The organism is Ruegeria sp. SATB045 (genome assembly GCF_059613525.1).
On the sequence record NZ_JBXWSR010000020.1, the window covers coordinates 532,654 to 558,170 of the forward strand.

Consider the following 25,517-nt stretch of genomic DNA (forward strand, 5'->3'; position numbering starts at 1 on the left):
CGGCGGCTGCTTCGAATTGGATGTCAGACATACAAGCCGACGGTCGCAACCACAAGCGTCCAGCGAAACACGCTGAAGGCGGGGTCATTCTTCGGTTTCGTCTTCCACTAAAGAGATCGCACCGTCGTTTACCAGGGCGCGAATGGCCCCGACAATTTGTGTCATGGCGTCTTCACCCTCTGCCTGCTTGACCTTGCCGCGCTCAGCCATTTCCTCGCGCAGATTGTCTGCCATCCGCGAAGACATGTTGGTCAGAAGATATTCGACCGAGGCCTTGTCGCCTTCGGTATCGGCCCCTGCAAGGGCGGTGACAAGCACGGTTTGGTCGACACCCCGCAAGACTGCGGGAACATCCCTAGGCAAGATGCGGGCAGGGATATGAGCAAAGGTGAAAATCGATTGTCGCACAAGGCTGGCAAAATCGGAATCTTCTTCGTCCAATGCCGTTAGAAGGCCTTCGCGGGTAGAGGCCGCAGATTGATTTAGGATAGCGCCGACCCGTTCTCCGGGCCCGTCGGTAAAGGCGGTTGCTGGTCGTTGATCAAGCTGCGCCGCCAGAGACCAGCCAATCCGTTCAACAGCCTCGGGCGTGATATTGGTGGTTTTGGACACGGCGTAAGTGATGCGCCGCGCCACGGGGCCGGGCAGATGCCCCAGCATTTGCGCAGCCTTGGCGGTTTCCAGTTTGGACAGCATGACAGCGGCGATTTCGATGCTTTCGGCCTGCGCGATCTGAGCCAGATCTTCGGCCGGAATTTCCCTGAGACGCTGCCACGGATCACCGACTTGGCGTACACCGGCCACTTTGCGCAATCGTGCCGCTGTTGCCGGAGCGATCTTGCCGTTCACGGCGTCCAATGCGCCCGCCAATCCGTGAGGGAAGGACAAGCCGATACTTTCCAGAGCCTCGGCGAACTCGGCAGCGACGGCGTCCAGTGTTACGCGATCCACCAGCCCCATTTGCCCCAGCTGATGAGTCAGTTTTTCCTGTAGCTCGTCGGGAAGCTCCTCCAGCGGAATGTCGGCCCCTTCGTTCAGCAATAGCCTGACAACGACGGCAGCCTTTTCCCGGCCGCTGAGTGCGCCTGGTACAACGCGCGGGGCATCGTCAACACTGTCGCTTGCGGAAGGTGTGGCCCCCGGTGCCACCTGTATCAATGTGTTTGTGTCCTGCATCTGCCTGCGGTGCCAAATTGCTGTTCCGCAGGCAGACTACAGAGAGTCGGGTAAAGAAAAGCTGAAGCTTAGTAGTTGAAGGTCAGCCCGGTGCGGATCGCCTCGCGCAGGGATGCCTCGGCCCAAGTACCCTCACCACCGCGTGCCTTGATCTCGCGCCATTGTTCGATGGCTAGATCAGTTTTACCCGCGGCCACAAAGCCCTGCGCCATGTAGGACAGAGCAAGAATGTTGTCAGGGTTCGTCTTGATGGCGTCCTGGTAATAGGCATTTGCCAGTTCCAGCTTACCCATCTTGCGGAAGGTAAAGCCCCAATAGGTCTGCACGCGATCATCGTCCTGATCCATGATGCGCAGAATGCTTTGGGCATTTTCAAATTGTCCGTCATACGCAAGTTCGCGCACTGCACTATACAGTTCGTCTTCCGAAAAGCTGGTTTTGTCGGGCTTTACGCAACGGCCACGGTCTTTGTCATACACCCGTCCAAACAGGCATTTCTTTGTCGTGTTCGTTGTTTTGGGGGGACGGGTGTCGTTTCCACCCGCTGCATATACGGCGGGTGCGAATGCAAATGCTTGAAAGGCAATGGCAGAAGCTAGTACGAGGCGCATATTCCTACTCCGTTCTCTGGGCTGTTCTGATCAATCATAGTGCGATCTGACAAAAAGCTAACAACCGCAGGCTCGCTTTTATTCACGAGTAGGAAATAATTTCTTAGCCGCTGACGTTTTCTTTACAGCTGTGGCTTACCGCGTCCCAAGAGGTTCCGGGCGCACAGGACTGTGTTTGTTCCGTGTGCGCACCGCAAGCCAAAGCGGCGGTGGTCGAACTTGCGAGCGCCAACGCGCAGATAAGAGATCGGATCATTGTGTTTCTCCTGATTGGAAATACACAAGCATACTATCTGAATTTGGTCGAATTTTCAAAAGAACAAGGCCCGGATCCGCCAATGCAGTCCGGGCCTTTGAAAGGATTGATAATAGTCAGCTCACTCGCCGAAGACGCGGGCGAAGATCGTGTCTACATGTTTGGTGTGATAACCAAGGTCGAATTTCTCTTCGATCTCGGCGGGGCTGAGGGCGGCAGTGACATCCGCATCGGCCAGCAGTTCTTCTTTGAAATCAGTGCGATGTTCCCAAACCTTCAACGCGTTGCGCTGAACCATGGCATAGGCGTCTTCGCGGCTGACGCCCGCTTGGGTCAGGGCCAGCAGAACCCGTTGGCTCATGACCAGACCGGGGAACTTGTTCATGTTCTCCAGCATGTTTTCAGGGAAGATCAGCATCTTGTCGATCACACCGGTCAGACGGGCCAGCGCAAAGTCCAGCGTGATCGTCGCATCCGGGCCAATCATTCGCTCAACCGAGGAATGTGAGATATCGCGTTCGTGCCAAAGCGCTACGTTCTCCATCGCGGGGATCACGGCGGCGCGGACCATGCGCGCCAGACCAGTCAGGTTTTCGGTTAGGACAGGGTTCTTCTTATGCGGCATAGCAGACGAGCCTTTTTGGCCCATCGAGAAGAACTCGGCCCCTTCCAGCACCTCGGTCCGCTGCATATGGCGGATTTCGATAGCGATGTTTTCGATGCTGCTGGCGATCACGCCCAACGTGGCAAAAAAGGCCGCGTGTCGGTCGCGGGGGATGACCTGCGTGCTGATCGGCTCGGGCACCAGACCAAGCTTGTCGCAGACATGTTCCTCGACTGCGGGATCGACATTGGCAAAGGTGCCGACCGCGCCGCTGATTGCGCCGGTTGCAATCTCGGCCCGCGCGTCGCGCATCCGGGACAGGTTGCGGTCCATCTCGGCGTAGAAACGCGCGAAGGTCAGACCCATGGTGGTGGGCTCGGCGTGGATGCCGTGGCTGCGGCCGATGCGTACGGTGTTCTTATGTTCGATCGCGCGGCGTTTCAGGGCGGCTAGCAGACCTTCGAGATCGGCGATCAGCAGGTCGGCGGCGCGAGTCAGCTGCACGTTCAGGCAGGTGTCCAGCACGTCGGACGAGGTCATGCCCTGATGCACAAAGCGTGCCTCTTCACTGCCGACATGTTCGGCCAGGTGGGTCAGAAAGGCGATGACGTCATGTTTGGTGACGGCTTCGATTTCATCAATCCGTGCTACGTCGAACTCCACATCCTTGGCTTTCCACACTGCCTCGGCGTTTTCGCGCGGGATCACGCCCAGATCGGCCATGGCGTCACAGGCATGGGCTTCGATCTCATACCAGATGCGGAACTTGCTTTCGGGCGACCAGATGGCAACCATTTCAGGGCGGGAATAACGTGGAATCATTGGCAGCGGCACCTTATTGTGATTTGGCAGGAGGCGTTGCGGCGGGGTTTAAACCCGACCCGCCACAGGAACAAGGTGCGAGTGCGCAGATGAGACGGTTTGCCCTGATTTTGGCTCTCTGGCCCGGTTTTGCCGCCGCGACCGAGTTCTGGCCGCTGACCGGAGATGAGATTCAGTCGACGTTGGCCGGGCAGACACTCAGCTACGCAGAGGGCGTAACGCAGAACTTCGAAGCAAGCGGAGTGACGCATTACTTCTCGGGGCGACCCAGTGCTGGACGTTGGGAGGTGCGAGAGGACAGGTATTGCTCGACCTGGCCACCGTCCGAGCTGTGGGCTTGTTATGACGTTTTGCAAAGTGGTTTGATCATTCGCTTCATTGATGACAATGGCGAAATCACGGATGGGTATCTGTCCGAATGAACGCACCCGGCGATTTGTTTGATTTTGAAGGCCAATGGACCTTAACCCGGACAATCCGCGATGCGCGGGCAGGGCAGGTGGTGCAGGCTGACGGAACAGCCGTTCTGCGCCGCGCCGATCACGGATTGGTCTATGACGAAGAGGTCACGCTGCGCATTCCCGGTCAGGCCGAGATGAAGGGGACACGTCGCTATATGTGGCACGCGGATCGTGATGGGATCGCGATACATTTCGACGACGGACGGTATTTTCACCGGTTGAAACTAGGTTTGCAGCAGGTTGCCGATCACCATGATTGCGCACCTGACAGCTATGACGCGACCTATGATTTCGAGGACTGGCCGCGCTGGAATGTGCGTTGGGTCGTATCCGGGCCGCGAAAATCCTATGAAATGGACACGCAATACGTCCCGCGATAACGTAATCACCTTGAAGTGATCGCCCGGATTGGGCATTGCTGTAGCGGAATTCCGATCCGAATTGGGGAGAAGTGAAGATGAATGCAAACGTATTGGCCAACGCGATTGGCCCGCGTGAGGGCACAGCACTGCGCGTCAAGCAAGTGGTTCTGGTCGCGCTGGGCATCGTTGCTCTGGCAGTTGCCGCGAAAATCAAAGTACCGATGTTTCCGGTACCGATGACAATGGGCACCTTTGCAGTGCTGAGCATCGGCACCGCATATGGCGCGCGTCTGGGTCTTGTGACCATGCTGGGCTATCTGCTGATTGGTGCGTTGGGCTTTGATGTATTCGCGGGATCGTCGGCCGAGAAATTTGGCCTGACCTACATGATGGGTGGCACTGGCGGCTACCTTGTCGGTTATCTGATGGCGACCGGTCTGTTGGGCGCTTTGGCAGCACGCGGTTGGGACCGTTCGGTCGGAAAGCTGGCGCTGGCGCTGGTTCTGGCGAACGTCCTGATCTACGTTCCGGGCCTGCTGTGGCTGGGTCAGCTTTATGGCTGGGACCAACCGATTCTGGAGTGGGGTATGACTCCGTTCCTGGTGGGCGATGCGGTTAAACTGGCGCTTGCAGCCCTGTTGATCCCCGCTTTGTGGAAGCTGGTGGGCGACGCCCGCGCCTGATTTTCAGCGCAACTCACATTTACGACCCGCGCTAGGAGCAATCCTGGCGCGGGTTTTTTGTTGTGCCAAGACTGGACAAACCCGAAGATCACAGGTCAGTCTACGTTAAAAGAAACAATAGGTTATTTGGATATGTTTTTGCGATTGAGCTCTGCTTTTGCGGCGATATGGCTAAGCGCTGTTCCGGCCTTGGCCGAAACGCCGGTCACGTATACCGATAACGGGCGCGCGCTGTTCAGCTTTTCTGTGCCCGACTTTTGGGCGGTCCGCACCGGTGGCCCGCGCGAGATCGAGGATACCGAACTGGGTGATCCGCGTGCTGTCGCGCGGGTGATGGGCGTCCGGCCTGTGACCGATGATACGGTCTGGATCGGGTTCGTATCCCCGGCCGGGGTCGCCTCTATAGATGGCGGGCTGCGGTATTTGCAGGACATTGACAAGTTTCTGGTTAAGTCCCCGGTTGTATCCGATACCGTCTCGACGCGGATCGGCGGGCTGCCGGCACAAGTTATCCGTGGCACCGGAACCCGTGAAGGACGGGGGGTCAACTTTACCGCAACGGTAATCGATCTGCCGCGTGACCGTGTGGCCGTTGCTGTCGCTGTTCTGCGCGACGGCGCGGATCCGGCTTACGTGGACGACCTGAACGCGGTGTTCGACTCGTTCCGGGCAGCGCGGTGAGGAGAGTGGACATGACCAGTAAACTGATCAGAAGAACCTTTCTGGCGCTGAGCCTGGGCGCCGCCAGTTTCACGCTCTCGGCCTGCGACGGAGTCACCGTAGGTGTCGGCTACGGGTATGACCCGTTTTATGACTCGCTGCTATGGAACGACTATTATCACGATGTCGACGTCGATATTGATGTTGATCGCCCTGTTCGTCCAAGACCGCCAGAGGGGCGCCCCCCTGCGCGACCCGTGCCGCCAATTGGTAAACCACCCGCGCGGCCCCGTCCGCCGGTTGCGAAACCGCCGGCCCGACCGCGCCCGCCGGTCGCGCGACCGCCAACCGCGCGCCCACCGATTCATCGCCCGTCGCCGCGACGGTAACGGGCGTCAAGCCAGCAATTCGGTGGTGATCTGAGCCGTTCCTTCAAGTGTCCTGTGAACGGGGCACTTGTCGGCAATCTCTAGCAACCTTGCGCGTTGTTCCTGATCCAGTGGGCCTTCCAACCGGATTTTGCGCCGGAACAGATCGACTTTGCCGTCGCCTATCAATCCGGCGTCCTGTGCGTGGACCTTGTTGTGACAGACATCGACCGTGATACCTGTCAAGGGCCACCGTTTACGACGCGCATACATCCGTATTGTCATCGAGGTGCAGGCCCCCAAACCTGAAGACACGAAACCGTAGGGCGACATGCCGCGGTCAGTGCCGCCATAGGACGCGGGTTCATCCGCGATTGCGTGGTGTCGGGGGCCGGACTGAATATCCTGCAAAAAGCCATTCGGATCAGCCTCGGTCACGCGGACGATGCCTTCGGGCGCGCCGGGCGGTGGGGCAGGCGGGTGGAGCGCGACATAGCGCGTCACCCAGGCTGCGATAACGTCCGCAGCATATTCAGCGTCTGAGGCGCGGGTGATCAAGTGGTCGGCGTCGTCCAGCGTGACAAAGCTCTTGGGATGCTTGGCAGTCAGGAAAATCTTGCTGGCGTTGTCGATGCTGACCGTTTCGTCCAGTGGAGCGTGCAAGATCAGCAGCGCGGCCTTCAGCTCTTTGATGGCCGGCGTCATTGCGGATTCCGAGATATCGTCAACAAACGCCTTGCCAATGCGGAAGGGTCGCCCACCCAATGTCACCTCGGCCGAGCCTTCTTGTTCGATCTCGGGCAGCGCTGCTTGGAAATGGTGCGATACATGGCCCGGATCGGCAGGCGCACCCAGCGTAACTACGGCCTTAACGCTGGGAATTCCTGCGCGCGCGCGCAGAACAGCGGCGCCGCCCAGCGAATGTCCGATCAGCAGAGACGGTGGCATGTCGCGCCTTGCTAAGTATTGCGACGCCGCGATCAAGTCCTCGACATTGGATGAGAACGTGGTGTTGGCAAACTCGCCATCGGAATGGCCCAGCCCGGTGAAGTCGAAGCGCAGAACAGCAATACCCATCCCAGCCAGACGCGCAGCGATCCTGCGGGCTGCAGGGATGTCTTTGGAACAGGTAAAACAGTGTGCAAACAAAGCGGTGGCCAGAACCGGACCGTCCGGCAGGTCAAAGCGCGCAGCAAGTTGGTTGCCGTCGTGACCGGCAAAAGTAATACGTTCGGTGGGCATGGCAGTTCCTTACGTCGCGAGTTGCCTTAATACTGTGGGCTTACTTGGGGTCGCTCAACCCATTTGTCGTGGCCGTCACGGGAAGGTGAGGAAAGATCGCCCCTATAGATCATGGCAGTTAAAGCAGAGAAGTTGACGCATCACCGATTGTGATGAATAGACTTTCAAATATTCGTTTTATTAAAGGAAGAACCTTCCCCATCTTGGGCTTGTGAAGCAAAGCAGCCAAGGAGGCAATCATGGCACATGTCACTTCCGCACCCCGTGGCGCAACACCGCGCCCAGACATTCTGATCGTTATCGCGTTGGCGGGGGTTATCGGTTTTTCAGCCGGTCAGAACTGGCCGAACACGCACTCGGCCAGCGCAGTGATGGCCGAGGACTGGCATGGTAACGTCAAGCGTTCGACCTGGCCGGATTAAAAGGTCAAACGAGCCCCATCAATTGGGCATCAAAGGGATAGGTCGAAAGGTTCTCATACCCGTCTTCGGTGATGAGAACCTGATCTTCCAGTTTGATCGAGAAGTCCCCGCCCACTTCGCCGACGGCGGCTTCGACGCAAAGGACCATGCCGGGCTCAAGAGGGTAATCATACGCGCCCGGCACTGCCTTGTCCGGATAAGCGACCAGAGGCCATTCGTCACACAGCCCCACCCCATGCATCAGGCAACCGTATTTCTGCGCCTGAAACTTGTCGTCCAGTCGATGACTGTTGGCGGTCAGTTCTGGGATCATGACGCCGGGTTTCAGCATCTCCATATTGGTCATGATATGCTCATGGGCGTGCTGCATGGCATAGATCATGTCGGGTCGCGGTTTTTGATCACCGATCCACCATGTGCGTGAAATATCGATGCAAATCCCGTACGAACCGATAAGATCCGTGTCGAAGGCGATGATCTCGTTGGCTTGCGTAATGCGCGGGCCACATTCCTGAAACCAAGGATTCGTACGCTGCCCCGAGGCCAGCAGTCGGGTTTCGATCCATTCGCCGCCGCGCCGGATATTTTCAGCGTGAAGAATAGCCCAGATGTCGTCCTCGGACGTCTTGCCGTCGCCCACATTGGCACGGGCAAATTTCTCCATCTCGGCGACGGCTGTTTCGCAAGCGTGGTTCGCGCAGCGCATCGCCAGAATCTCATCCGGTCCTTTGATGGAGCGGGTTTTTTCGGTGACCTCTTCGCCTTCCATGATCTCGAACCCTTGCGCTTCCAAAGCGCGCAGCCCGTGCAACATGATTTTGTCGACAGCCAGCCGCATGTTGCCACCACTATGTTCTTCGATCAGGGCGCGTACTTCGTTCGAGAACACATCTGCCGCCACATCCACCTTGTCGCCACGGTCGAAATAGAACAGATCCGCGCCCGAGCGCTGTTCGCGTACCAAGGGGTTGAAAGTCGAAAGAAACGGAGAATTCTTGTAGTCCCAGATCACCATGTAGCCGTCCGCACAGAGCAGCACGGCACGAAACGGGTTATGTGTGTTCCACAGCTGCATGTTTGTGCTGTCGGTCGCATAGCGGATGTTGAGCGGGTCAAACATCAGCAAGCCGCCGTAACCACGATCAACGACAGCTTGGGTCAGACGTTTCCATCGATATTCGCGCATTGATGCCAGATTGGGCAGGGTCAGGCCAGCGGCCTCCCATTCGGCAAAGGCCAGTTGTGTTGGGCCTATCTCAATCCGGTCCAAGTCGTTTGGCGTACCGTCGCCAAGGGTCGCGCCCTTTGTCGGGTCGATCTTTCGACCATCGCGGTAGTGAGTGTTCATGGCGGCCCTCCCTGCCTATTTATTAAGCGTGGAGAATCATTGCGCTGTCGTCTTGATATTTTGCGACGGTCGGCCCGTCGCTTTTTGACCGACAACAGAATGGCGTGGTGGTAAGTCGACCTCATGACGATTTTGCAAAGCTCGATCCCGTACGACCCTCTTTCGGAAAGGCCCCTGCCGGGCATCCAACCTGCCAGCATGGAGACGTGGCTGCATCGTGATGATGCCTTCGCCGCACAGATGCAACATCGAGGGGCGTTGCTGCGTGATCGTCGCGCTGACGTTTTGGCGCTGGATCCCGCCGCCGAGCCTGCCGCGCAAGAAGTGTTGGATCTGGTGCTTCACCACGCTTATCCGGGGTGTTCTGGCACTGTCATTCGACCGGATGGGCAAGAGGTTTGCATTGATCGCAAACACCCGTTGCAGACTCTTTGCAATTTGGTGCAAGAGGATATTTGCATCCTGCTAAAGCGGGGCGAAGAGCACGTTCTGACCGGTGCAATCCTGTGCTTTCCGGCCAGTTGGCGATTGTCCGAGAAATTCATGCGTCCGTTGATCGACATCCACCTGCCAGTGGACAGATATGACGAAAACGTTGCACGCCGCGTGCAACGCCTGTTTGATGCAATTCAACCCGGCCGACCACTGTGGCGTTATAATGCTTTGTGGTACGACGACGCCGAGTTGTACCAGCCGCGCAGTGCTCAAGAACCACGCCACATCAAGGACCCCGGTACTGCGCCTTATTTACGAAGCGAGCGCCAAACCCTGCTGCGTCTTCCCAAATCGCAGGCAGTCATATTTTCGATCCACACATACGTTTTGGCAGCAGAGCGTCTGCGCAAAATAGAAAACCCCGCCTGATGGCGGGGCCTCCTAGGAGGGTCTTGTTTTGTGAGTTACATGCCCAAAGCGTTGGCAACGCCCGCGAAAGCCCCGCTTGTGCTGAGAGCAGAGATCGCTACGGAATAGGCAAGTACCTGGGTGTTCAGGCGAAAATCTTCGCCCCTTATCAGGTTCACAGCGGCCATTGAGGCCGCGATCGGGACAGACACACTGGCCACGGCACCGGTTAGTCCCCAACTGGTCAGTCGCAGGATGTCACTTGGTTGTTCGTGGTCGAGGGGGGGCGTGTCCTCCCGATCTATTGGCTGCTCGATAGGTTCTGTCCGAAAAGCGATGCTGAGCAACTGCTCATCCGACAACTGGATCGGCCGGGCTGCCGGAGGCGGCGCCTTTTTTTGTGGCTCGTCCAGTGGGTCTTCCTCAATAGTGTCCAGCTCCGCAAATGGGCCAGAAACCGCCTCGAAAACTTGCTTTCTATTCCTCTTTTTTTCAGCGGGGGGCAGAGTGTCAAATGCACTCATGAATTGTTCGATGGTCAGAACCGTGTTGGGCGATAGCCACTCGACCCGTTTGGTCGCGCAAATGTCGACCATGCGATACAGGATCACCACCAGCATTAGTTCTGAGATTTCAGTGTCATCCAGCAATTCTGAGACCGGAGACACAGTTATTGTCAGCCGATTTTGCGGCAAGGTCACGGCGGGGCGTTTAATCGTTTTCAACCCGGCCGCGCGGTCCACACGTTCGATCCGCGTCTCGCTTGCTGGCACCTGAGTGTCCAGAGTCAGCCGCACAAGATACTGGCTACAAACGATGCTGGCTTCGGTGGAATCGAGAACGCTTTTACGCTCTACCAGATGGCCATAATCTTCCAAAGTCGCAGCCACAATCGCGCTGAAACGCTCGATCGCGCCATCGGTCTCGCCGTCAAACTGCAGGCCACCATGATAGCTGTTCTTCGGAGTCACTGCGCATTCCTCTGCCGCATGTTGTGTTGAAATACAGCCTAGCAAGGAAAATAGGGCAGATTTGGGCGGTAATGGAAAAAAATCACAAATTGCAAAGATTGATTACGCTCAGGAAACCTAGGCATTTTGGGGGCCGTTTAATGTTCATGGCAAGAATGTGACCAAAATGTGGGGCAGTTGCGCGGAAATGTGGCCAGGGTCAGCCGTCGATTCGGGCGGCCATTATCGCGATCGATTGTTGGTACACGGTGGCGGCATTCCATTGCTGAATGACCGCAAAGTTCGGCTGCCCCGGTTGGTAGCCGCGCCCCGGTTTCCAACCCTTTTTGCGCAAAAAGTTGGCTGTCGATGCCAGCGCGTCAGTCATGTTGTAAAAGTCGACGTTACCGTCACCTGTTGCGTCGACTCCATAGGTCAACGCATTGCCGGGTAGAAACTGTGTGTGCCCCAATTCGCCATGTTTCGCGCCCTTGGTAGCTGTCGTAATGCTGCCTTGATCGACCAGTTTTAGGGCACCAATTGCGTGGGGAATAAAGAACTCGGACCGACGACAATCATAGGCCAGCGTGGTGATAGCCGATACAACCTGACTGTCGCCCATAAAACCACCAAAGCCCGTTTCCATCCCATGGATGGCAATAAGTACACCTGCGGGCACTCCGTATTGCCGTTCGAGAGCGGCGTAAAACTGAGGGTTTCGTGCTTTTCGTTTGCGCCCTTGCGCGACGATTGTATCTGCTCCGCGCACTTGCATGAATTTGTCTAACGAGTACTTAAAGCTTTTTTGATTGCGGTCTGCGGCAATTGTTCGGGTGGCATAGGTCGTTTGGGCCAATGCCTGAAGCCCCTTTTTCTTGACGCCAGCACGTTTTGCCTGTCGTGAGAAGTCCTTTTTCCAGGCTTCAAACCCGGCGCTGGTGTTTCCGCATTGGGCAGCAAGCCCAGCTGTAGGAAGGAAAACGGTCAGAGCAATTGCCAAGCGCAACATCATAATAATCCCAAAATACACACCCCAACCTTACGATGCGTCTTTGGTCTGGCAAAGGGCTTAGTACAGGTCCAACTCTCCGCTGTGCTTGAGGGCCTCAAACCACTCATCCGGCGTTTTGTTGATCTTGGCATGTTTGACCATCATGGCGTTCATGTTCGGAAGGTTGGACGAGTCCGGCCAGTCCTCGGGGCTCCACAGGTTCGCGCGGATCACGCATTTAGGGCAGTGCGCAAAAACAGTTTGCACCTTAATCAGAAGTGCAAGTTTGGGCGGTCGGGCTTGCACAGTCATCGAGGCCAGTAGTTTTGGATCAGCGCATATTTGGGCAGTTCCTCGGATACGCAGCGTCTCCATCTTTCCTGGCACGAAGAAGATAACACTGGCGCGTGGGTCTTTCAGGATGTTGTGAAAGGTATCCACCCGTTTGTTGCCGGGGCGGTCAGGGATGGCGATCAAGTTGTCCGACAGCACCTGAACAAAGCCACATGGATCCCCACGCGGGGATACATCCAGATGCTCGTCCGGATTGGCCGAGGCGATCAGGCAGAACGGCGAGGTCGCGATGAAGTCGCGGCACATCTGGTCAAGTGCCGGCAGTTCTTTGGCGATGATCTGGGGCAGGGGCGCGCCGGTGATCCGTTCCAGTTCTTCGGGTGTGGTCACGAAGTTGGTGAATTCGGTGTCCATGCGATCTCCTCCTAATCGTTAGTGTGGAAGATCACCCGGAATGAGACAAGGGCGCCCGGTTGGACGCCCTTGAAAGAATTTTCATCGAAAATTCTTGGATCAGCAGCTGTAGTACATGCCGTATTCTACAGGGTGCGGTGTGTGCTCGTAGGTTTCGACCTCTTCCATCTTCAGCGCGATGTAGCCATCGATCTGGTCTTTGGTGAACACGTCGCCTTGCAGCAGGAAGTCGTGATCGGAGGCCAGAGCTTCCAGCGCTTCACGCAGCGAACCACATACGGTCGGGATGTCGGCCAGTTCTTCGGCCGGCAGATCGTACAGGTTCTTGTCCATAGCTTCGCCCGGATCGATCTTGTTCTTGATGCCGTCCAGACCAGCCATCAGCAGAGCAGCAAACGCCAGGTAGGGGTTCGCGGCTGGGTCGGGGAAGCGGGCCTCGACGCGCTTGGCTTTCGGGCTTTCGGTCCACGGAATACGGACACAACCCGAACGGTTACGGGCCGAATAGGCGCGCAGAACAGGTGCTTCGAAACCCGGGATCAGGCGCTTGTAGCTGTTGGTCGAGGGGTTGGTGAAGGCGTTCAGGGTCTTGGCGTGCTTCAGGATGCCGCCAATGAAGTAGATCGCTTCGTCCGACAGGTCAGCGTACTTGTCGCCAGCGAACAGAGGTTTGCCGTCTTTCCAGATCGACATGTTCACGTGCATACCGGTGCCGTTGTCACCTGCGATCGGCTTCGGCATGAAGGTGGCCGATTTGCCGTAGGCATGTGCAACGTTGTGGATGACGTACTTGTACTTCTGCAGCTCGTCGGCCTGCTTGGTCAGGCTGTCAAAGATCAGGCCCAGCTCGTGCTGGCAGGACGCAACCTCGTGGTGGTGCTTGTCCACTTTCATGCCCAGACGCTTCATGGTCGACAGCATTTCCGAGCGCAGGTCTTGCGCTTCGTCAACGGGGTTCACGGGGAAGTAGCCGCCCTTAACGCCCGGACGGTGGCCCATGTTGCCCATCTCGTACTCGGTGTCGGTGTTCCACGACGCGTCAGTCGCATCAACTTCGTAGGATACCTTGTTGATGCTGTTCGAGAAGCGGACATCGTCAAACAGGAAGAATTCTGCCTCGGGGCCCATGTAGGCAACGTCACCAATACCCGATGCTTTCAGGTAGGCTTCGGCTTTCTGGGCGGTGCCGCGTGGGTCACGCTCATAGGCTTCGCCGGTGTCGGGCTCAACGATCGAGCAGTGCAGGCAGATGGTCTTTTCTGCGTAGAACGGATCGACATAAGCGCTTTCGGTGTCGGGCATCAGTTTCATGTCCGATGCTTCGATCGACTTCCAGCCAGCGATCGACGAGCCGTCGAACATGAAGCCTTCTTCCAGGAAGTCTTCGTCAACCTGGTCCGACATGATGGTGACGTGCTGAAGCTTGCCGCGCGGGTCGGTGAAGCGGATGTCGACGTATTCTGCGTCTTCATCACGGATCAGCTGAAGAACTGCGTCCTTGCTCATACTCTATTTTCCTCTGATTGGAGTGTTCGATTACAGCGCTTCCGAGCCGGTTTCACCGGTCCGGATGCGAATGGCTTGCTCAACGGGCGACACAAAGATCTTGCCGTCGCCGATTTTGTCGGTCTTAGCGGCCGAGACGATGGCGTCGATGGCAGCATCGACCTGATCGTCGTCCAAAACGACTTCGACCTTCACTTTGGGCAGAAAGTCGACCACGTATTCCGCACCGCGGTACAGTTCGGTGTGGCCTTTCTGGCGACCAAACCCTTTAACCTCGATCACGCTGAGACCCTGGACGCCAACGTCCTGCAGTGCCTCTTTTACCTCATCGAGTTTGAACGGTTTGATGATCGCTTCGATCTTCTTCATCCCGGGCTCCCTTTAACTCTTGTCAGGATGGCAGTGACCACGTCTAAGATCGGGCGGCAATCGGATTGCGAATTTGGTCCCGTTTGGCCGCTGGGAAAATAGGCTTAGGTTTAAATTTTAATCAGGTTGCACAAAAAGTAATCGAAATTGAATCGACTGGGAATTTTGAGATGACGGAACTGCTGACGGCTGCTCAGATGCGGGCCATCGAACAGGCCGCGATTGAGTCTGGTGAGGTGACCGGACTGGAGCTAATGGAGCGGGCCGGGCAGGGCGTTGTCGACGCGATTTATGAGGAGTGGCCCGAGTACAAGGATCGAGGGGCCAGCCCCTCGAGCTCCCCGAGGTATTTGAGGCCAGATGAAGGGGATCCACTGCGCGCCGTGGTGTTGTGCGGGCCGGGGAACAATGGCGGTGATGGGTTTGTTGTTGCGCGTCTGCTGCATGCGTTGGGGTGGAACCTTGAGGTGTTTCTGTACGGGGATGCTGAGAAGCTGCCGCCGGATGCGCGAGTGAATTATGAGCGGTGGATGGAGTTGGGGGCTGTCAAAGCTCGAAAGATTGATCCACCACCCTTGGGGGATGAGTATCTGCCTTTCCCGGATCATTTGGACCTGATTGTCGATAGCTTGTTTGGAACCGGTTTGACTCGTCCTTTTGGGGGGGCGTTTAGCCTTTTGTCTCAAGAGGCGGTGAAAACTTTGCTAACAGAGAAAGGTGTTCGGGTTGTGTCCGTAGACACACCGAGTGGATTGTGCGCAGACAGCGGTCGGGCAATAGGCTCCGCAATTTCGGCTGATTTGACCGTTTCATTTCATACTAGAAAGATTGGTCATCTAATCGCGGATGGTCCCCGATATTGTGGAAAGACTGTTGTGGCTGGCATTGGGCTGCCGTCACTGGAAAAGCCTGATTCAGCGGCCCGAAGTGCTTTGGTTAGGCTCCACGATCAGGAAAAACTGGTTGGGGTGCTGTGTACGGAAGCAGATCAAAGCAACTTGCCACAGTATCTCTTCAAAAAGCTTTACGAGCATAAATACTCCCACGGTCACGCCCTGATCCTCTCAGGCGGCGCTGCGAAAACTGGTGCTGCGCGGTTGGCGGCGCGGGGCGCTTTGCGGATTGGGGCTGGGTTGGTGACGCTTGGGGTGCCGGGCTCGGCTCAGATGGAGGTGGCGGCGCAGGTGACGGCCCTCATGGTGCAACGGGTTGATGGGGCCGAGGGGTTTGCGGATGTGCTGGGCGACGAGCGGTTGAATGCGCTGTGTCTTGGGCCGGGAATGGGGTTGGAGCGGGCGCGCGAACTGGTGCCGGTTGCGTTGCTCGCCAAGCGGGCGACCGTGCTGGATGCGGATGCTCTGACGGCGTTTGCAGATGATCCGGCGGCCCTGTTTGGGCAGTTGCACGAGAATTGCGTTCTGACCCCGCATGGGGGCGAATTTGCACGCCTGTTCCCGGATATTGCCGAGAAATTGGCGGCTACGCCAACCAAAGGCCCGGCCTATTCCAAGGTGGACGCCACGCGCGAAGCCGCCAAGCGGGCGGGGTGTGTCATTCTGTTCAAGGGGCCAGACACGGTGATTGCCGCGCCGGATGGGCGATGTTCGATCAATGCCGCCGTCTATGATCGTGCGGCACCTTGGTTGGCTACGGCCGGGTCAGGGGATGTTCTGGCAGGGTTCATCACGGGCCTTTCGGCGCGCGGGTTCAGTCCAATGCAGGCGGCGGAAACGGGCGCTTGGCTGCATGTGGAATGCGCGCGCAACTTTGGTCCGGGTCTGATCGCCGAGGATTTGCCCGAGCAGTTGCCTGCTGTTTTAAAACAGATCGAAGCCTGATCGCGCTTTGGAGGCAGGCTCGCGTTGCTGTCTGTCTCTTCCGCGTCGCGGGAAACTAGTCACCAACAATTTTAGACAAAAGACGGTCAAAACAAGGCTGATCGGGCAGTTGCCTCTTGCACGCGGGGGGCTGGGCAAATAGAAGGCGTCAAATTTGCCCGGCGCGCCGTTTTGCGCGCCCCGAATCCTATGGGGACTACCATAATGCAGGTTACCGAGACGCTGAACGAAGGTCTGAAACGCGGCTATAACATTGTCGTATCCGCCGCCGAGCTGGACGACAAAGTGAATGAGAAACTGGTTGAAGCGCAGCCAGAAGTCGAAATGAAGGGTTTTCGCAAAGGCAAGGTGCCGATGGCGCTGCTGAAAAAGCAGTTCGGCCAGCGTCTGCTGGGTGAAGCGATGCAGGAAAGCATCGACGGTGCGATGAACAAGCATTTTGAAGACAGCGGCGATCGTCCGGCCCTGCAGCCCGAGGTCAAGATGACCAACGAGGACTGGAAAGAAGGCGACGACGTCCATGTCGAAATGTCCTATGAGGCTCTGCCCGCGATCCCCGAGGTTGACCTGAAATCAGTCGAGCTGGAAAAACTGGTCGTCAAAGCCGATGACGCAGCCATCGAAGAGGCGCTGAACAACCTGGCCGAAACCGCGCAGGATTTCAAAGCGCGCCGTAAAGGCTCGAAAGCCAAGGATGGCGACCAGATCGTATTCGACTTTGTCGGCAAGGTTGACGGCGAAGAATTCGAAGGCGGCTCGGCCGAAGACTACCCGTTGGTTCTGGGCTCAAACAGCTTCATTCCCGGTTTCGAAGAGCAGCTGGTTGGCGTTAAAGCCGAAGAAGAAAAAGACGTTAACGTCACCTTCCCGGCCGAATACGGTGCCGAGCATCTGGCCGGAAAAGACGCTGTTTTCACCTGCACCGTGAAAGAGGTGAAAGAACCCGTCGCTGCGGAAGTGAACGACGAGCTGGCCACTAAGTTTGGCGCTGAAGACCTGGAAGCCCTGAAGGGCCAGATCGCCGAGCGTTTGGAAGCCGAATATGCCGGCGCTTCGCGCGCAGTCATGAAGCGTGCCCTGCTGGATGCGCTGGACGAGAAAGTCTCGTTCGACTTGCCGCCGTCGTTGGTTGAGGCGGAAGCCAAACAGATCGCGCACCAGCTGTGGCACGAAGAAAATCCGGACGTTGAAGGTCATGACCACGATCCGATCGAACCCACCGACGAGCACAACACATTGGCCGAGCGCCGCGTGCGTTTGGGCCTCCTGTTGGCCGAGCTGGGGCAGAAAGCCGAAGTTGAAGTCACCGATGCTGAGATGACTCAGGCGATCATGAACCAGGCACGTCAGTACCCGGGTCAGGAACGTCAGTTCTTTGAGTTCGTGCAGCAGAACGCTCAGATGCAGCAGCAACTGCGTGCCCCGATTTTTGAGGACAAGGTCATCGACTATATTGTCGAGCTGGCTCAGGTCACCGACAAGGACGTCAGCAAAGACGACCTGCAGAAAGCTGTCGAGGCTTTGGAAGAGGAATAATTCTCTTTCGCCCCTTTCGGGCAAGCAAGATAAAACGCGGAGCCGTCTGGAAACAACGGCTCCGCTTGAGTGGCTTACGCTATGAGGTGAGGGGGTCAGGCCTCATGAGCGAAAGCGCGGGGGGTACTCAGCAGAGCGAACTTCTGCTCTGGCGTAAACTTATCCGAAAGTTCTTCAATCAGCCTCAGAACAGCGTCAACTTCGTCTTTCGAGGTGGCTGCACCCATTTGTTCCACAAAGTACTTTTCGAGCTGATTGAGCGGCTTACGGTCGTAGTTTGCAGCCTTGGGTGCCGCTTTGGTCTTGTCGAACAACGTGCGTGCTTGTTCGTCGCTTAGAAACACATCGTGCGCGATTCCTGCATATTTCCGAATTCCGGAAATCCTTTCGTCCGAGCAATCCATAAGTGCGGCCATGGCAACAACTTTGCCCATTGGTTTGGCAGAGCCTAAATAGTCATACGGAGCGTTACCAGACCGTTGCAGAACCCGGTTCATGACAGGATCAATCACAGCGATCGAATCCAGCACTCCTGCCATCTTTGCGTATTCGAACGACCCTATCATGACCTCGCTGGTTACGTACGAGACCGAATTTTCGCCCCTGCCACGCCCCAGTTTCTTTGTGTCGACGCAAAAACGGGTTGCTTCCCACACTTGCGCGCTGCGCAGAGGCGGTTCGCCGTCCAGGATCGAGTTAAACACGTCTGCCAGCATATGTGGCCCCGTGGTCTGCAGCAACCGCATGCAGCCTACGACGCCCCCCTCGTCGTTCAGGCTGACCACGTGTGCAGGATTAAGCGTATCAAATTTGTCGACTTCCCGACCGTCGCGGATGTTCACATCCCATCCCAAGCGGTCGCCGAAAACGCGCGCGCGCAGTTGATACATTTCGTCCAAGACGTCTTTGAATTTATGTTGGTTTATACCATCAATCACGATGATCATTTCCATCCCCCTACAGATTGGTTACCGTGAATGGAAAATTAACCAAGTTATGATCTGAGACTATTGGGGGTTTCCCGTAGAGAAGCGGTTTTTTGGTTAACCAGGGGCGATTATTCCAAGCCCTATGGCGCGACCAATCGCCTGTGGCGTGGTCAAAGCCCCGAGTTTCTCGCGGCCGGACCTAACGTGAACTTCAACTGTGCGGTGCGAGATCGAAAGAATATCGCCGATGTCCTGTTGCGACTTCCCTTCCGCTACCCATTGCAAAATCTCTTTCTCACGCGTGGACAGGGTTGGCAGATACAGGGCTTTTGCCAAAAGCCCGGACTGCATGACGGTGTCATGCGCCTGGACTGCCGCCAACTGCAGGTCTCCCATAACGTGTCGCTTCAGTCTTTCCCATTCCTCATCCGAGCAGTTGCGGGTCACGTTCAGCAAGCCACATTCGCCATAGGGACCCCGGACCGGAACGGTCAGCCCCCGCGGGGTAATTCCAAAGTCGTGGGCGTCTTTGAAAACCGTGTGAAACTTTTCATCTTGGCTAAAACGACTCCAGTCCACCGGTGCGATGCTAAGCATGGATTGGTACAAAGTTGGATCGAAGTGATGAAACCCTTGGCTTCCGTAGTGGATCTTCCATTCGTCGGGGTAATTTGCATAGCCCTGAACATCCCCTTTGACGGGGTTGAAAGTTGCATAGGATGCGTAATCAAAGCCAAGTTCGTTGCAAACGGCATTGATAATGTCCGCCGCAGACCTTTCTTCTTGTTCGATCCTGGCTAGGTCGATGAGTTTCAAGTGTCTAACCTTCGTGATGACTATCCTCTCCCCAGAGCATAGTCGTATCTGTCCAAATTAAAGCATACGTTGCGTCACCTTGATGATGTGACGCAAGCAAATAGTTCGCTTTGCATGGTGTTAATGCAGTGAAATGGCAATAGATACGTAGGAATTGGCCTGTTTTTGCAGCGGTATTTTGCGGATTGTTGCCGACTGCAGGACAAGTTGTCTCACTCGGGTTTCAACCCAGTCTCGACGAGCAATCCGCGGGCCTTGGCCTCAGGCCAATAGCCTTTGGCATACAGGAAAATCGCGCGCTGCTGATCGCCGTCGGACAACAACCATGCTCCGCGTAGGTATTTGCCCGCGAATTCCAGATTGGTATCGGCGTCCAACAGGCCCTGTGGGTCACCACTGTAACCCATGGACCGGGCTGTCGCCGGAAGGATCTGCAACAGGCCGTAATAGGGACGGTTCACCGCCCACGGCCGGTGTGTGCTTTCTCGGATGGCGAGCTTGTGAACCAACTCTCGCGGGAGCTCGTAGTGATCGGCCCATTTGTTGATCGAGGCCCGCAACTCGGGCGTCTCATTGGGATAAAGCGGAGGATCAAATGCGGCACGTGTCGGGGTGTCCGGGCTTCCGCATGCAGCAAGAGGCGCGGCGAGCAACAGGGCAATCAAATTACGGCGCATGATTTTGGTCATCGAGATCTCCGGCGTTTGTCGCGATACTAGGAAACTTGGTTTCGTCCGCAAGGGTAGCGGAAGATTCCGGCTGAAATATGCCGTTGGGACCTTGAATGAAAAAAGGCCGCGCATGATGACGCGGCCTTTCTCAAATCCAGTGAAGAAGATCAGGCTTTTGCTTCGTCTTCTTCCGCAGCTGGTGCTTCGTCAGCAACCAGGTCATCGTCGTCTGACGCGGCCGAACCGATGTCGTCGAACAGCTCGGCGATTTCGAATTCAGCGGCTGCTTCTTCTTCGGCAGCCAGTTCCTGGATCGACTTGCCCGAAGCTTGCAGTTCGGCTTCTTCTTCCGAACGGGCGACGTTCATCTGAATCTCGACTTCGACCTCGGGGTGCAGTTTGACTGCGAGCGAGTGCAGACCCAGTTCCTTGATCGGTGCGATCAGGGCGATCTGTTTCTTGTCGACGGTGAAGCCAGCTTCGGTCGCGGCCTCTGCGGCGTCACGCGGAGTGACCGAGCCATACAGAGCGCCAGCATCCGATGCCGAGCGAATCACGATGAACTGCTGACCGTCCAGCTTTTCAGCCAGTGCTTCAGCTTCTTTCTTGGTTTCCAGGTTGTGCGCTTCAAGCTGCGCCTTGCGGGCTTCGAACGAGGCGATGTTCGACTCGGACGCGCTCAGGGCTTTGCCTTGGGGCAGCAGGAAGTTGCGGGCGTAGCCGGGCTTGACGTCAACGACGTCGCCCATCTGACCCAATTTCGCAACGCGTTCCAGCAGGATAACTTGCATGTCAGTCTCTCCTTACTTCACGGCGTAGGGCAGCAGGGCGAGGAAGCGGGCGCGCTTGATAGCACGGGCCAGTTCACGCTGCTTTTTCGCCGAAACGGCGGTGATGCGCGAAGGTACGATCTTGCCACGCTCAGAGATGTAGCGCTGCAGCAGACGGGTGTCCTTATAGTCGATCTTCGGCGCGTTATCGCCCGAGAACGGGCAGACCTTGCGGCGGCGGAAAAATGGTTTTGCGGCCATGGTTTATGTCCTTTCGTCAGGCGTTGATCAGCGGCGCTCGCGGCGGCCTTCGCGCTCGTCGCGCTTCTGCATCTGGACCGAGGGGCCCTCGGCATGTTCGTCGACCTTGATGGTCAGAACGCGCATGACGTCTTCGTGCAGGCGCATCAGGCGCTCCATTTCCTGAACCGCGCCAGCAGGCGAGTCGGTTTTCAGGAAGGCGTAGTGGCCTTTGCGGTTTTTGTTGATCTTGTAGGCCATCGTCTTGACACCCCAGTACTCGCTTTCGACGACGTTGCCGCCGTTGTCAGCCAGAACGGTGCCGAAGTGTTCGACGAGGCTTTCTGCCTGCGCGTTGGACAGATCCTGACGCGCGATCATTACATGCTCATACAGTGGCATGTGCACTCCTGTTTATATCAAGGCGCATTTCATAGGCGGGGCCATCTGGTCCTTCGCGACCCTGCCACGAGAGGCTGCGCGATTCATACGATTAGCGAAGGATGGCCCCGTATACACGTTTATTTCGACGGGGCAAGTCCCGTCACATATGCCTTGGTGAAGTCGTGCTATTTCCATCGCGACGCCCAATTCCTGACGCTTTTCAATTCGATCTTAACTCTCATACCGGGACAATAACCGGACACACCGGACCCAAGTCGGCAACCTGAGAAACAGGGTGAGAGAAATGACCGCGATTAATACGAATACACTCGAACAGACCGCGTCAAACGCGAGTTTTGAGAAATCCGTTCCAGTTCTGATCGCGTTCGCGCCGAACTGGAAAGTCCGCATGATCCTGGCGCGCATGGTTGGTGCGTTCCTGATTGTGATGGCATTTTCAATGTGGCTCGCTCCGGGCTCTGCCATGGCTACCGAAGTCTGGCCGATCAAACTGGCCGCGTCGCTTGCCTTTCTTGTTGTCGGTGTCAGTCTTCTGACCATTCAGGTGATGGATGCCCGTCCTGATGCGTATTTCGATCCGATCCGCCGTGAGGTGCGCGTTTTGCAAAAGAACGAAAACGGTCGGCCCCAGACTGTTCTGCGCCGCAGCTATGACACGCTGGGCGGTGCCAAGTTCAGCGATGACCAGGTCGAGCTGTTCGACGTGGACGGCAGCTTGTTGATGAAGCTGCCGTTGCAATCGGCGGATGTCAGCCGAGCGCTCAAGGGTCAACTGAGTGGAAGTGTAACAATCTTCGCCTGATTTTTATTCTGTTCATATAGGAACAGAAGTTGTGAGAGAATAAAGCTTGTGTGCCGCCCTTGGGCGGCACATTTTTGTTATCGAGCAACCCAACAGGTTTGCATCCACAACAATGCGGAGTTTGTCATGAAATCCACCCTTCTTGCTGCTGCACTGGCCGTGTCGGCGACTTCGGCGTTTGCCAGCGCCGAGAAATACGTTCTGGACCCAAGCCACAGCCAGGTCATCTTTAACTACAATCACCTTGGTTTCTCGACGACCTATGGCATGTTCTCGGGTTTTGAAGGCGAGATCATGTTCGATCAGGAAAACCCGGCAGCGTCTAGCGTGTCTGTGTCTATGCCAGTCGTTGAGATGTTCACCGGTTGGAAACCGCGCAAAGATCACTTTATGACCGAAGATTTCTTTGGCGTGACCGAAGGCGACCTGATCTCATTCACGTCGACCGGGATCGAAGTTACTGGTGAGAACACCGCCAACATCACCGGAGATCTGACCATGAACGGCGTTACCAAGTCGGTCGTGCTGGACGCCAAACTGAACCAAGTCGGAGAACACCCGATGGCTGGCAAACCTTGGGCCGGTTTCGACGCAACAACCACTCTGATCCGCAGCGATTTTGATCTGGGCCAGTTTGCCCCGTTCGTTAGCGACGAAGTTCAAATCCAGATTTCGGTTGAGGCGCAGAAAGCAGAATAAACCGCTTTTATCTGTTGAAATCGAAACCGCCGGAGCGCAGGCTCCGGCGGTTTTCTTTTACTCGCCGCGTGTCGCGGTAAGGTCTACCAAAACGATGACCGTGAACCCCAGTGAGTCCTCGGTAGGCTGCGAGGTGCCGACGTCGAAATCCATTCGGTTCAACTCCAACTTGCCGGAGACTGTGGCGGTATCGCCCTGCAGATCCAGAGTGAAGGGCAACACCACGTCGACAGATTTGTCGCGAATGGTCAGAGGCCCGCGTGCCTCGTACCCGGTTTCGGTCTTGAACAGATCGGCTGTGAATTGCGCCGTAGGGAATTGCGCGCTGTCGAAGAAATCAGCCCCCATTGCCTGTCCGCTGACTGTGCCGAGGCTCAGGGAAGGGATTGAGATCGTTACATTAGCCGATCCGGCCAAACCGGGTTCCGCTGGGTCGTCAAACGCGATGGCAGCAGTCCAGTCGGCGAAACTGCCAGTTACGGGACTGCCTAATTGGCTAATGGTGATACCCAATGTGCCTTCTTGTACCTGCCACTCCGATTGAACCTCGGCCAGTTCGGCGGCGTCGGTATGGGCGTGAGAGTGATGGCTGAACGCGCCGATTCCCCAGCCGCCGATCAACACGGCACCCCAGACAACCAGCGCGGCAAACGCGGGTGTTGCCGAATGATGCTGAGCTGGAGGTTCCGGTGACTGCATAGAACCGGGCAGCATACGCCTCAACGTGCTGTCCTTGTCGATGACATGGTGTTTCACCGCCCCGGCAACGTGCAGCACCAGAGAACCGCCAAGCGTCCATACGAAAAGCCAATGGAGGCTGGCGGTGAATTCGGCCAGATGCTCGGATTTGGGGACCAAAGGCAGGTTTTGCCCAAATGGCCAAAGGATCGGCGCAAATCCCTCGGCCGCCGCGTGGTGAATCCACCCGGTCAGCGGCACCAATACCAATGAGCCGTATAGCAGCCAGTGTACGGTTTCCGCGGCAAAAGCTTCGGGCTTGTTGTCGGCGTTCAGAAGACCGGGTTTGGTTTGCGTCAGGGCCCACAGGATGCGTGCGAGGGCGACGAAAAAGACGGCCACGCCGACAGTCTTGTGTAGCGAGAACAGGCGCGCTGCACGTGAGATGTCATCTTCTGTCGTTGGGACGTTCGGATCATAGATCGCCTGAGCCAGTTCGTTAGCAAAATACCCCAGAGGGAACGCGGTAAAGATCAGCAGTGCGGTCAGCCAGTGGAAGGCCTTGGTGACACTGCCATAGCTTGAGAATGTATTGGTCGAGGGCATCTGGCGCTCCGGGGGTTAGGTGGCTTCGCTCAAACTAAAGCCATGAGATCAGGACTCAAGGGGGCAGGGCGCACAGCTACGGTGCCTTTGTGCAGAGATCAGGCAGTGCTTGTGCCGCGCGGTTACACAGTTTACACCCCGCCGCAACCTAACGTCATCCAAGAGGTTGCAATGACACGCGCATTTGTTTTCCCAGGGCAGGGCGCCCAGACCATCGGAATGGGCAAAGCTTTGGCCGAGGCTTACCCTGCCGCACAGGCGGTGTTCGACGAAGTGGACGAAGCCCTGGGCGAAAAGCTGAGCGGCCTGATCTGGGACGGTGATATTGCCGAGCTGACCCTGACGCAAAACGCACAGCCGGCACTGATGGCCACGTCCATGGCGGCGATGCGGGCGCTGGAGGCCGAGGGCGTCTCGATCACAGATGCAATCTTTGTTGCCGGGCATTCGTTGGGGGAATATTCCGCGCTGGCCGCTGCTGGTGCGCTGACGGTTGCGGATACAGCGCGTCTTCTGCGCACCCGCGGTCAGGCGATGCAAAGCGCCGTGCCAGTGGGCGAAGGTGCGATGGCGGCGATCCTTGGGCTGGACCTTGAGGCCGTGCGCGCCGTGGCGGATGAGGCCGCGCAGGGTAAAGTCTGTCAGGCCGCAAACGACAATGACCCGACACAGGTTGTGGTCTCGGGCGCGAAGGCTGCTGTGGAACGCGCGGCCGAGATTGCCAAGGAAAAGGGCGCCAAGCGCGCAGTCATGCTGCCTGTCAGCGCGCCCTTCCATTGTGCCTTGATGCAGCCTGCTGCTGACGTGATGGCCGAAGCTTTGGCAGGGGTTGAAATCAAAGCGCCTGCCGTGCCGCTGATTGCCAATGTGCGCGCCGAGGCGGTCAGTGACCCCGATCTGATCCGTCAGTTGCTGGTCGAGCAGGTCACCGGCTCGGTCCGCTGGCGCGAAAGCGTGCAGTATATGGCCGCGCAGGGCGTTACCGACACGTGGGAGATCGGGGCAGGGAAAGCTCTGTCCGGGATGATCCGCAAAATCGACCGTTCGATCGCGGGTAACGCTGTCGGCACGCCGGATGACGTGCAGAATGTGACCCAAGCCGAATCGTAAGATACCGCGCGTCGCGTGGCGCGTAGCTAAAGGAT

The 25,517-nt window shown here is 57.0% G+C and carries 29 protein-coding genes; 12 read left to right on the forward strand and 17 right to left on the reverse strand.

Going from position 1 to position 25,517, the window contains the following annotated elements; translation table 11 throughout:
* Positions 1–84: 84 nt before the first annotated feature.
* The 3 genes from AC2FNR_RS10210 to purB form a co-directional block, all read right to left on the reverse strand.
* The gene (locus tag AC2FNR_RS10210) at positions 85–1,176 is read right to left on the reverse strand and encodes a flagellar motor switch protein FliG (protein WP_496848978.1); all 1,092 of its coding nucleotides are present in this window, start codon (positions 1,174–1,176) and stop codon (positions 85–87) included.
* Between the two features lie 68 nt (positions 1,177–1,244).
* Positions 1,245–1,787, reverse strand: a complete 543-nt coding sequence (locus tag AC2FNR_RS10215) for a tetratricopeptide repeat protein (RefSeq protein ID WP_496848979.1) — start codon at positions 1,785–1,787, stop codon at positions 1,245–1,247.
* A 377-nt stretch (positions 1,788–2,164) separates the two neighbouring features.
* Positions 2,165–3,469, reverse strand: a complete 1,305-nt coding sequence (purB, locus tag AC2FNR_RS10220) for an adenylosuccinate lyase (protein ID WP_170752536.1) — start codon at positions 3,467–3,469, stop codon at positions 2,165–2,167.
* An 89-nt stretch (positions 3,470–3,558) separates the two neighbouring features.
* On the opposite strand from purB, the gene AC2FNR_RS10225 reads away from it, so the two are divergent.
* From AC2FNR_RS10225 to AC2FNR_RS10245, 5 genes are all read left to right on the forward strand, one after another.
* Positions 3,559–3,891 carry a hypothetical protein gene (locus tag AC2FNR_RS10225; protein ID WP_496848980.1) on the forward strand — a complete coding sequence of 111 codons (333 nt, stop codon included), beginning with the start codon at positions 3,559–3,561 and terminating at the stop codon, positions 3,889–3,891.
* Positions 3,888–4,310: a DUF6314 family protein gene (locus tag AC2FNR_RS10230; protein ID WP_170752538.1), complete on the forward strand. Its 423-nt coding sequence runs from the start codon at positions 3,888–3,890 to the stop codon at positions 4,308–4,310. Before AC2FNR_RS10225 ends, AC2FNR_RS10230 begins: the two co-directional genes overlap by 4 nt.
* 77 nt (positions 4,311–4,387) lie before the next feature.
* The gene (locus AC2FNR_RS10235; RefSeq protein WP_496848981.1) at positions 4,388–4,975 is read left to right on the forward strand and encodes a biotin transporter BioY; all 588 of its coding nucleotides are present in this window, start codon (positions 4,388–4,390) and stop codon (positions 4,973–4,975) included.
* A 132-nt stretch (positions 4,976–5,107) separates the two neighbouring features.
* Positions 5,108–5,656, forward strand: a complete 549-nt coding sequence (locus AC2FNR_RS10240; RefSeq protein WP_480865814.1) for a hypothetical protein — start codon at positions 5,108–5,110, stop codon at positions 5,654–5,656.
* Between the two features lie 11 nt (positions 5,657–5,667).
* Positions 5,668–6,024: a hypothetical protein gene (locus AC2FNR_RS10245; protein WP_170354539.1), complete on the forward strand. Its 357-nt coding sequence runs from the start codon at positions 5,668–5,670 to the stop codon at positions 6,022–6,024.
* A gap of 6 nt (positions 6,025–6,030) precedes the next feature.
* Here AC2FNR_RS10245 and AC2FNR_RS10250 read toward each other — a convergent pair whose 3' ends face one another.
* On the reverse strand, positions 6,031–7,245 hold the full coding sequence (locus AC2FNR_RS10250; RefSeq protein ID WP_480865812.1) for a bifunctional alpha/beta hydrolase/OsmC family protein: 1,215 nt from the start codon (positions 7,243–7,245) through the stop codon (positions 6,031–6,033).
* Between the two features lie 239 nt (positions 7,246–7,484).
* On the opposite strand from AC2FNR_RS10250, the gene AC2FNR_RS10255 reads away from it, so the two are divergent.
* Positions 7,485–7,667: a hypothetical protein gene (locus AC2FNR_RS10255; protein ID WP_170752544.1), complete on the forward strand. Its 183-nt coding sequence runs from the start codon at positions 7,485–7,487 to the stop codon at positions 7,665–7,667.
* Positions 7,668–7,671: 4 nt separating this feature from the next.
* Here the strand turns inward: AC2FNR_RS10255 and dddP are convergent, their stop codons facing one another.
* Positions 7,672–9,015, reverse strand: coding sequence for a dimethylsulfonioproprionate lyase DddP (dddP, locus tag AC2FNR_RS10260; protein WP_496848982.1), 1,344 nt, complete (start codon positions 9,013–9,015; stop codon positions 7,672–7,674).
* Positions 9,016–9,138: 123 nt separating this feature from the next.
* On the opposite strand from dddP, the gene AC2FNR_RS10265 reads away from it, so the two are divergent.
* Positions 9,139–9,879: a heme-dependent oxidative N-demethylase family protein gene (locus AC2FNR_RS10265; RefSeq protein WP_496848983.1), complete on the forward strand. Its 741-nt coding sequence runs from the start codon at positions 9,139–9,141 to the stop codon at positions 9,877–9,879.
* A gap of 35 nt (positions 9,880–9,914) precedes the next feature.
* Here AC2FNR_RS10265 and AC2FNR_RS10270 read toward each other — a convergent pair whose 3' ends face one another.
* The 5 genes from AC2FNR_RS10270 to AC2FNR_RS10290 form a co-directional block, all read right to left on the reverse strand.
* Positions 9,915–10,829 (reverse strand): hypothetical protein, encoded by a 915-nt coding sequence (locus AC2FNR_RS10270; protein WP_496848984.1) that lies wholly within the window; start codon positions 10,827–10,829, stop codon positions 9,915–9,917.
* Positions 10,830–11,028: 199 nt separating this feature from the next.
* The gene (locus tag AC2FNR_RS10275) at positions 11,029–11,820 is read right to left on the reverse strand and encodes a lytic murein transglycosylase (RefSeq protein WP_414478906.1); all 792 of its coding nucleotides are present in this window, start codon (positions 11,818–11,820) and stop codon (positions 11,029–11,031) included.
* Positions 11,821–11,877: 57 nt separating this feature from the next.
* On the reverse strand, positions 11,878–12,507 hold the full coding sequence (locus AC2FNR_RS10280; RefSeq protein WP_480865803.1) for an MSMEG_1061 family FMN-dependent PPOX-type flavoprotein: 630 nt from the start codon (positions 12,505–12,507) through the stop codon (positions 11,878–11,880).
* A 99-nt stretch (positions 12,508–12,606) separates the two neighbouring features.
* Entirely contained in the window at positions 12,607–14,013 is a 1,407-nt protein-coding gene (gene glnA, locus AC2FNR_RS10285) for a type I glutamate--ammonia ligase (RefSeq protein WP_170354533.1), read from the reverse strand.
* A 30-nt stretch (positions 14,014–14,043) separates the two neighbouring features.
* A complete protein-coding gene (locus AC2FNR_RS10290) occupies positions 14,044–14,382 on the reverse strand; it encodes a P-II family nitrogen regulator (protein WP_170354532.1) in 339 nt (112 codons plus the stop codon).
* 170 nt (positions 14,383–14,552) lie between these two features.
* Between AC2FNR_RS10290 and AC2FNR_RS10295 the strand changes: the two genes are divergently transcribed.
* A complete protein-coding gene (locus tag AC2FNR_RS10295) occupies positions 14,553–16,220 on the forward strand; it encodes an NAD(P)H-hydrate dehydratase (RefSeq protein ID WP_496848985.1) in 1,668 nt (555 codons plus the stop codon).
* Between the two features lie 204 nt (positions 16,221–16,424).
* Positions 16,425–17,756 (forward strand): trigger factor, encoded by a 1,332-nt coding sequence (tig, locus tag AC2FNR_RS10300; RefSeq protein WP_170752995.1) that lies wholly within the window; start codon positions 16,425–16,427, stop codon positions 17,754–17,756.
* Between the two features lie 95 nt (positions 17,757–17,851).
* On the opposite strand, the gene AC2FNR_RS10305 is transcribed toward tig, so the two are convergent.
* From AC2FNR_RS10305 to rpsF, 6 genes are all read right to left on the reverse strand, one after another.
* Positions 17,852–18,703 carry an acyl-homoserine-lactone synthase gene (locus AC2FNR_RS10305; RefSeq protein WP_496848986.1) on the reverse strand — a complete coding sequence of 284 codons (852 nt, stop codon included), beginning with the start codon at positions 18,701–18,703 and terminating at the stop codon, positions 17,852–17,854.
* Between the two features lie 96 nt (positions 18,704–18,799).
* The gene (locus AC2FNR_RS10310; RefSeq protein ID WP_170354529.1) at positions 18,800–19,501 is read right to left on the reverse strand and encodes a helix-turn-helix transcriptional regulator; all 702 of its coding nucleotides are present in this window, start codon (positions 19,499–19,501) and stop codon (positions 18,800–18,802) included.
* 212 nt (positions 19,502–19,713) lie between these two features.
* Positions 19,714–20,190: a transglycosylase SLT domain-containing protein gene (locus AC2FNR_RS10315; RefSeq protein WP_170354528.1), complete on the reverse strand. Its 477-nt coding sequence runs from the start codon at positions 20,188–20,190 to the stop codon at positions 19,714–19,716.
* A 149-nt stretch (positions 20,191–20,339) separates the two neighbouring features.
* Entirely contained in the window at positions 20,340–20,963 is a 624-nt protein-coding gene (gene rplI / locus AC2FNR_RS10320) for a 50S ribosomal protein L9 (RefSeq protein ID WP_170354527.1), read from the reverse strand.
* Positions 20,964–20,975: 12 nt separating this feature from the next.
* The gene (rpsR, locus tag AC2FNR_RS10325; RefSeq protein WP_005982441.1) at positions 20,976–21,203 is read right to left on the reverse strand and encodes a 30S ribosomal protein S18; all 228 of its coding nucleotides are present in this window, start codon (positions 21,201–21,203) and stop codon (positions 20,976–20,978) included.
* A gap of 27 nt (positions 21,204–21,230) precedes the next feature.
* Positions 21,231–21,584, reverse strand: coding sequence for a 30S ribosomal protein S6 (gene rpsF, locus AC2FNR_RS10330; RefSeq protein WP_170354526.1), 354 nt, complete (start codon positions 21,582–21,584; stop codon positions 21,231–21,233).
* 286 nt (positions 21,585–21,870) lie between these two features.
* On the opposite strand from rpsF, the gene AC2FNR_RS10335 reads away from it, so the two are divergent.
* Positions 21,871–22,389, forward strand: a complete 519-nt coding sequence (locus AC2FNR_RS10335; RefSeq protein WP_170724420.1) for a hypothetical protein — start codon at positions 21,871–21,873, stop codon at positions 22,387–22,389.
* A gap of 126 nt (positions 22,390–22,515) precedes the next feature.
* Complete coding sequence (locus AC2FNR_RS10340; RefSeq protein ID WP_496848987.1) at positions 22,516–23,088, forward strand: YceI family protein; 573 nt, start codon at positions 22,516–22,518, stop codon at positions 23,086–23,088.
* Positions 23,089–23,145: 57 nt separating this feature from the next.
* Here AC2FNR_RS10340 and AC2FNR_RS10345 read toward each other — a convergent pair whose 3' ends face one another.
* Positions 23,146–24,372 carry a cytochrome b/b6 domain-containing protein gene (locus AC2FNR_RS10345; protein WP_496848988.1) on the reverse strand — a complete coding sequence of 409 codons (1,227 nt, stop codon included), beginning with the start codon at positions 24,370–24,372 and terminating at the stop codon, positions 23,146–23,148.
* Positions 24,373–24,543: 171 nt separating this feature from the next.
* Here AC2FNR_RS10345 and fabD point away from each other — a divergent pair, with 171 nt between their 5' ends.
* Positions 24,544–25,482: an ACP S-malonyltransferase gene (gene fabD, locus AC2FNR_RS10350; RefSeq protein WP_496848989.1), complete on the forward strand. Its 939-nt coding sequence runs from the start codon at positions 24,544–24,546 to the stop codon at positions 25,480–25,482.
* Positions 25,483–25,517: the final 35 nt, after the last annotated feature.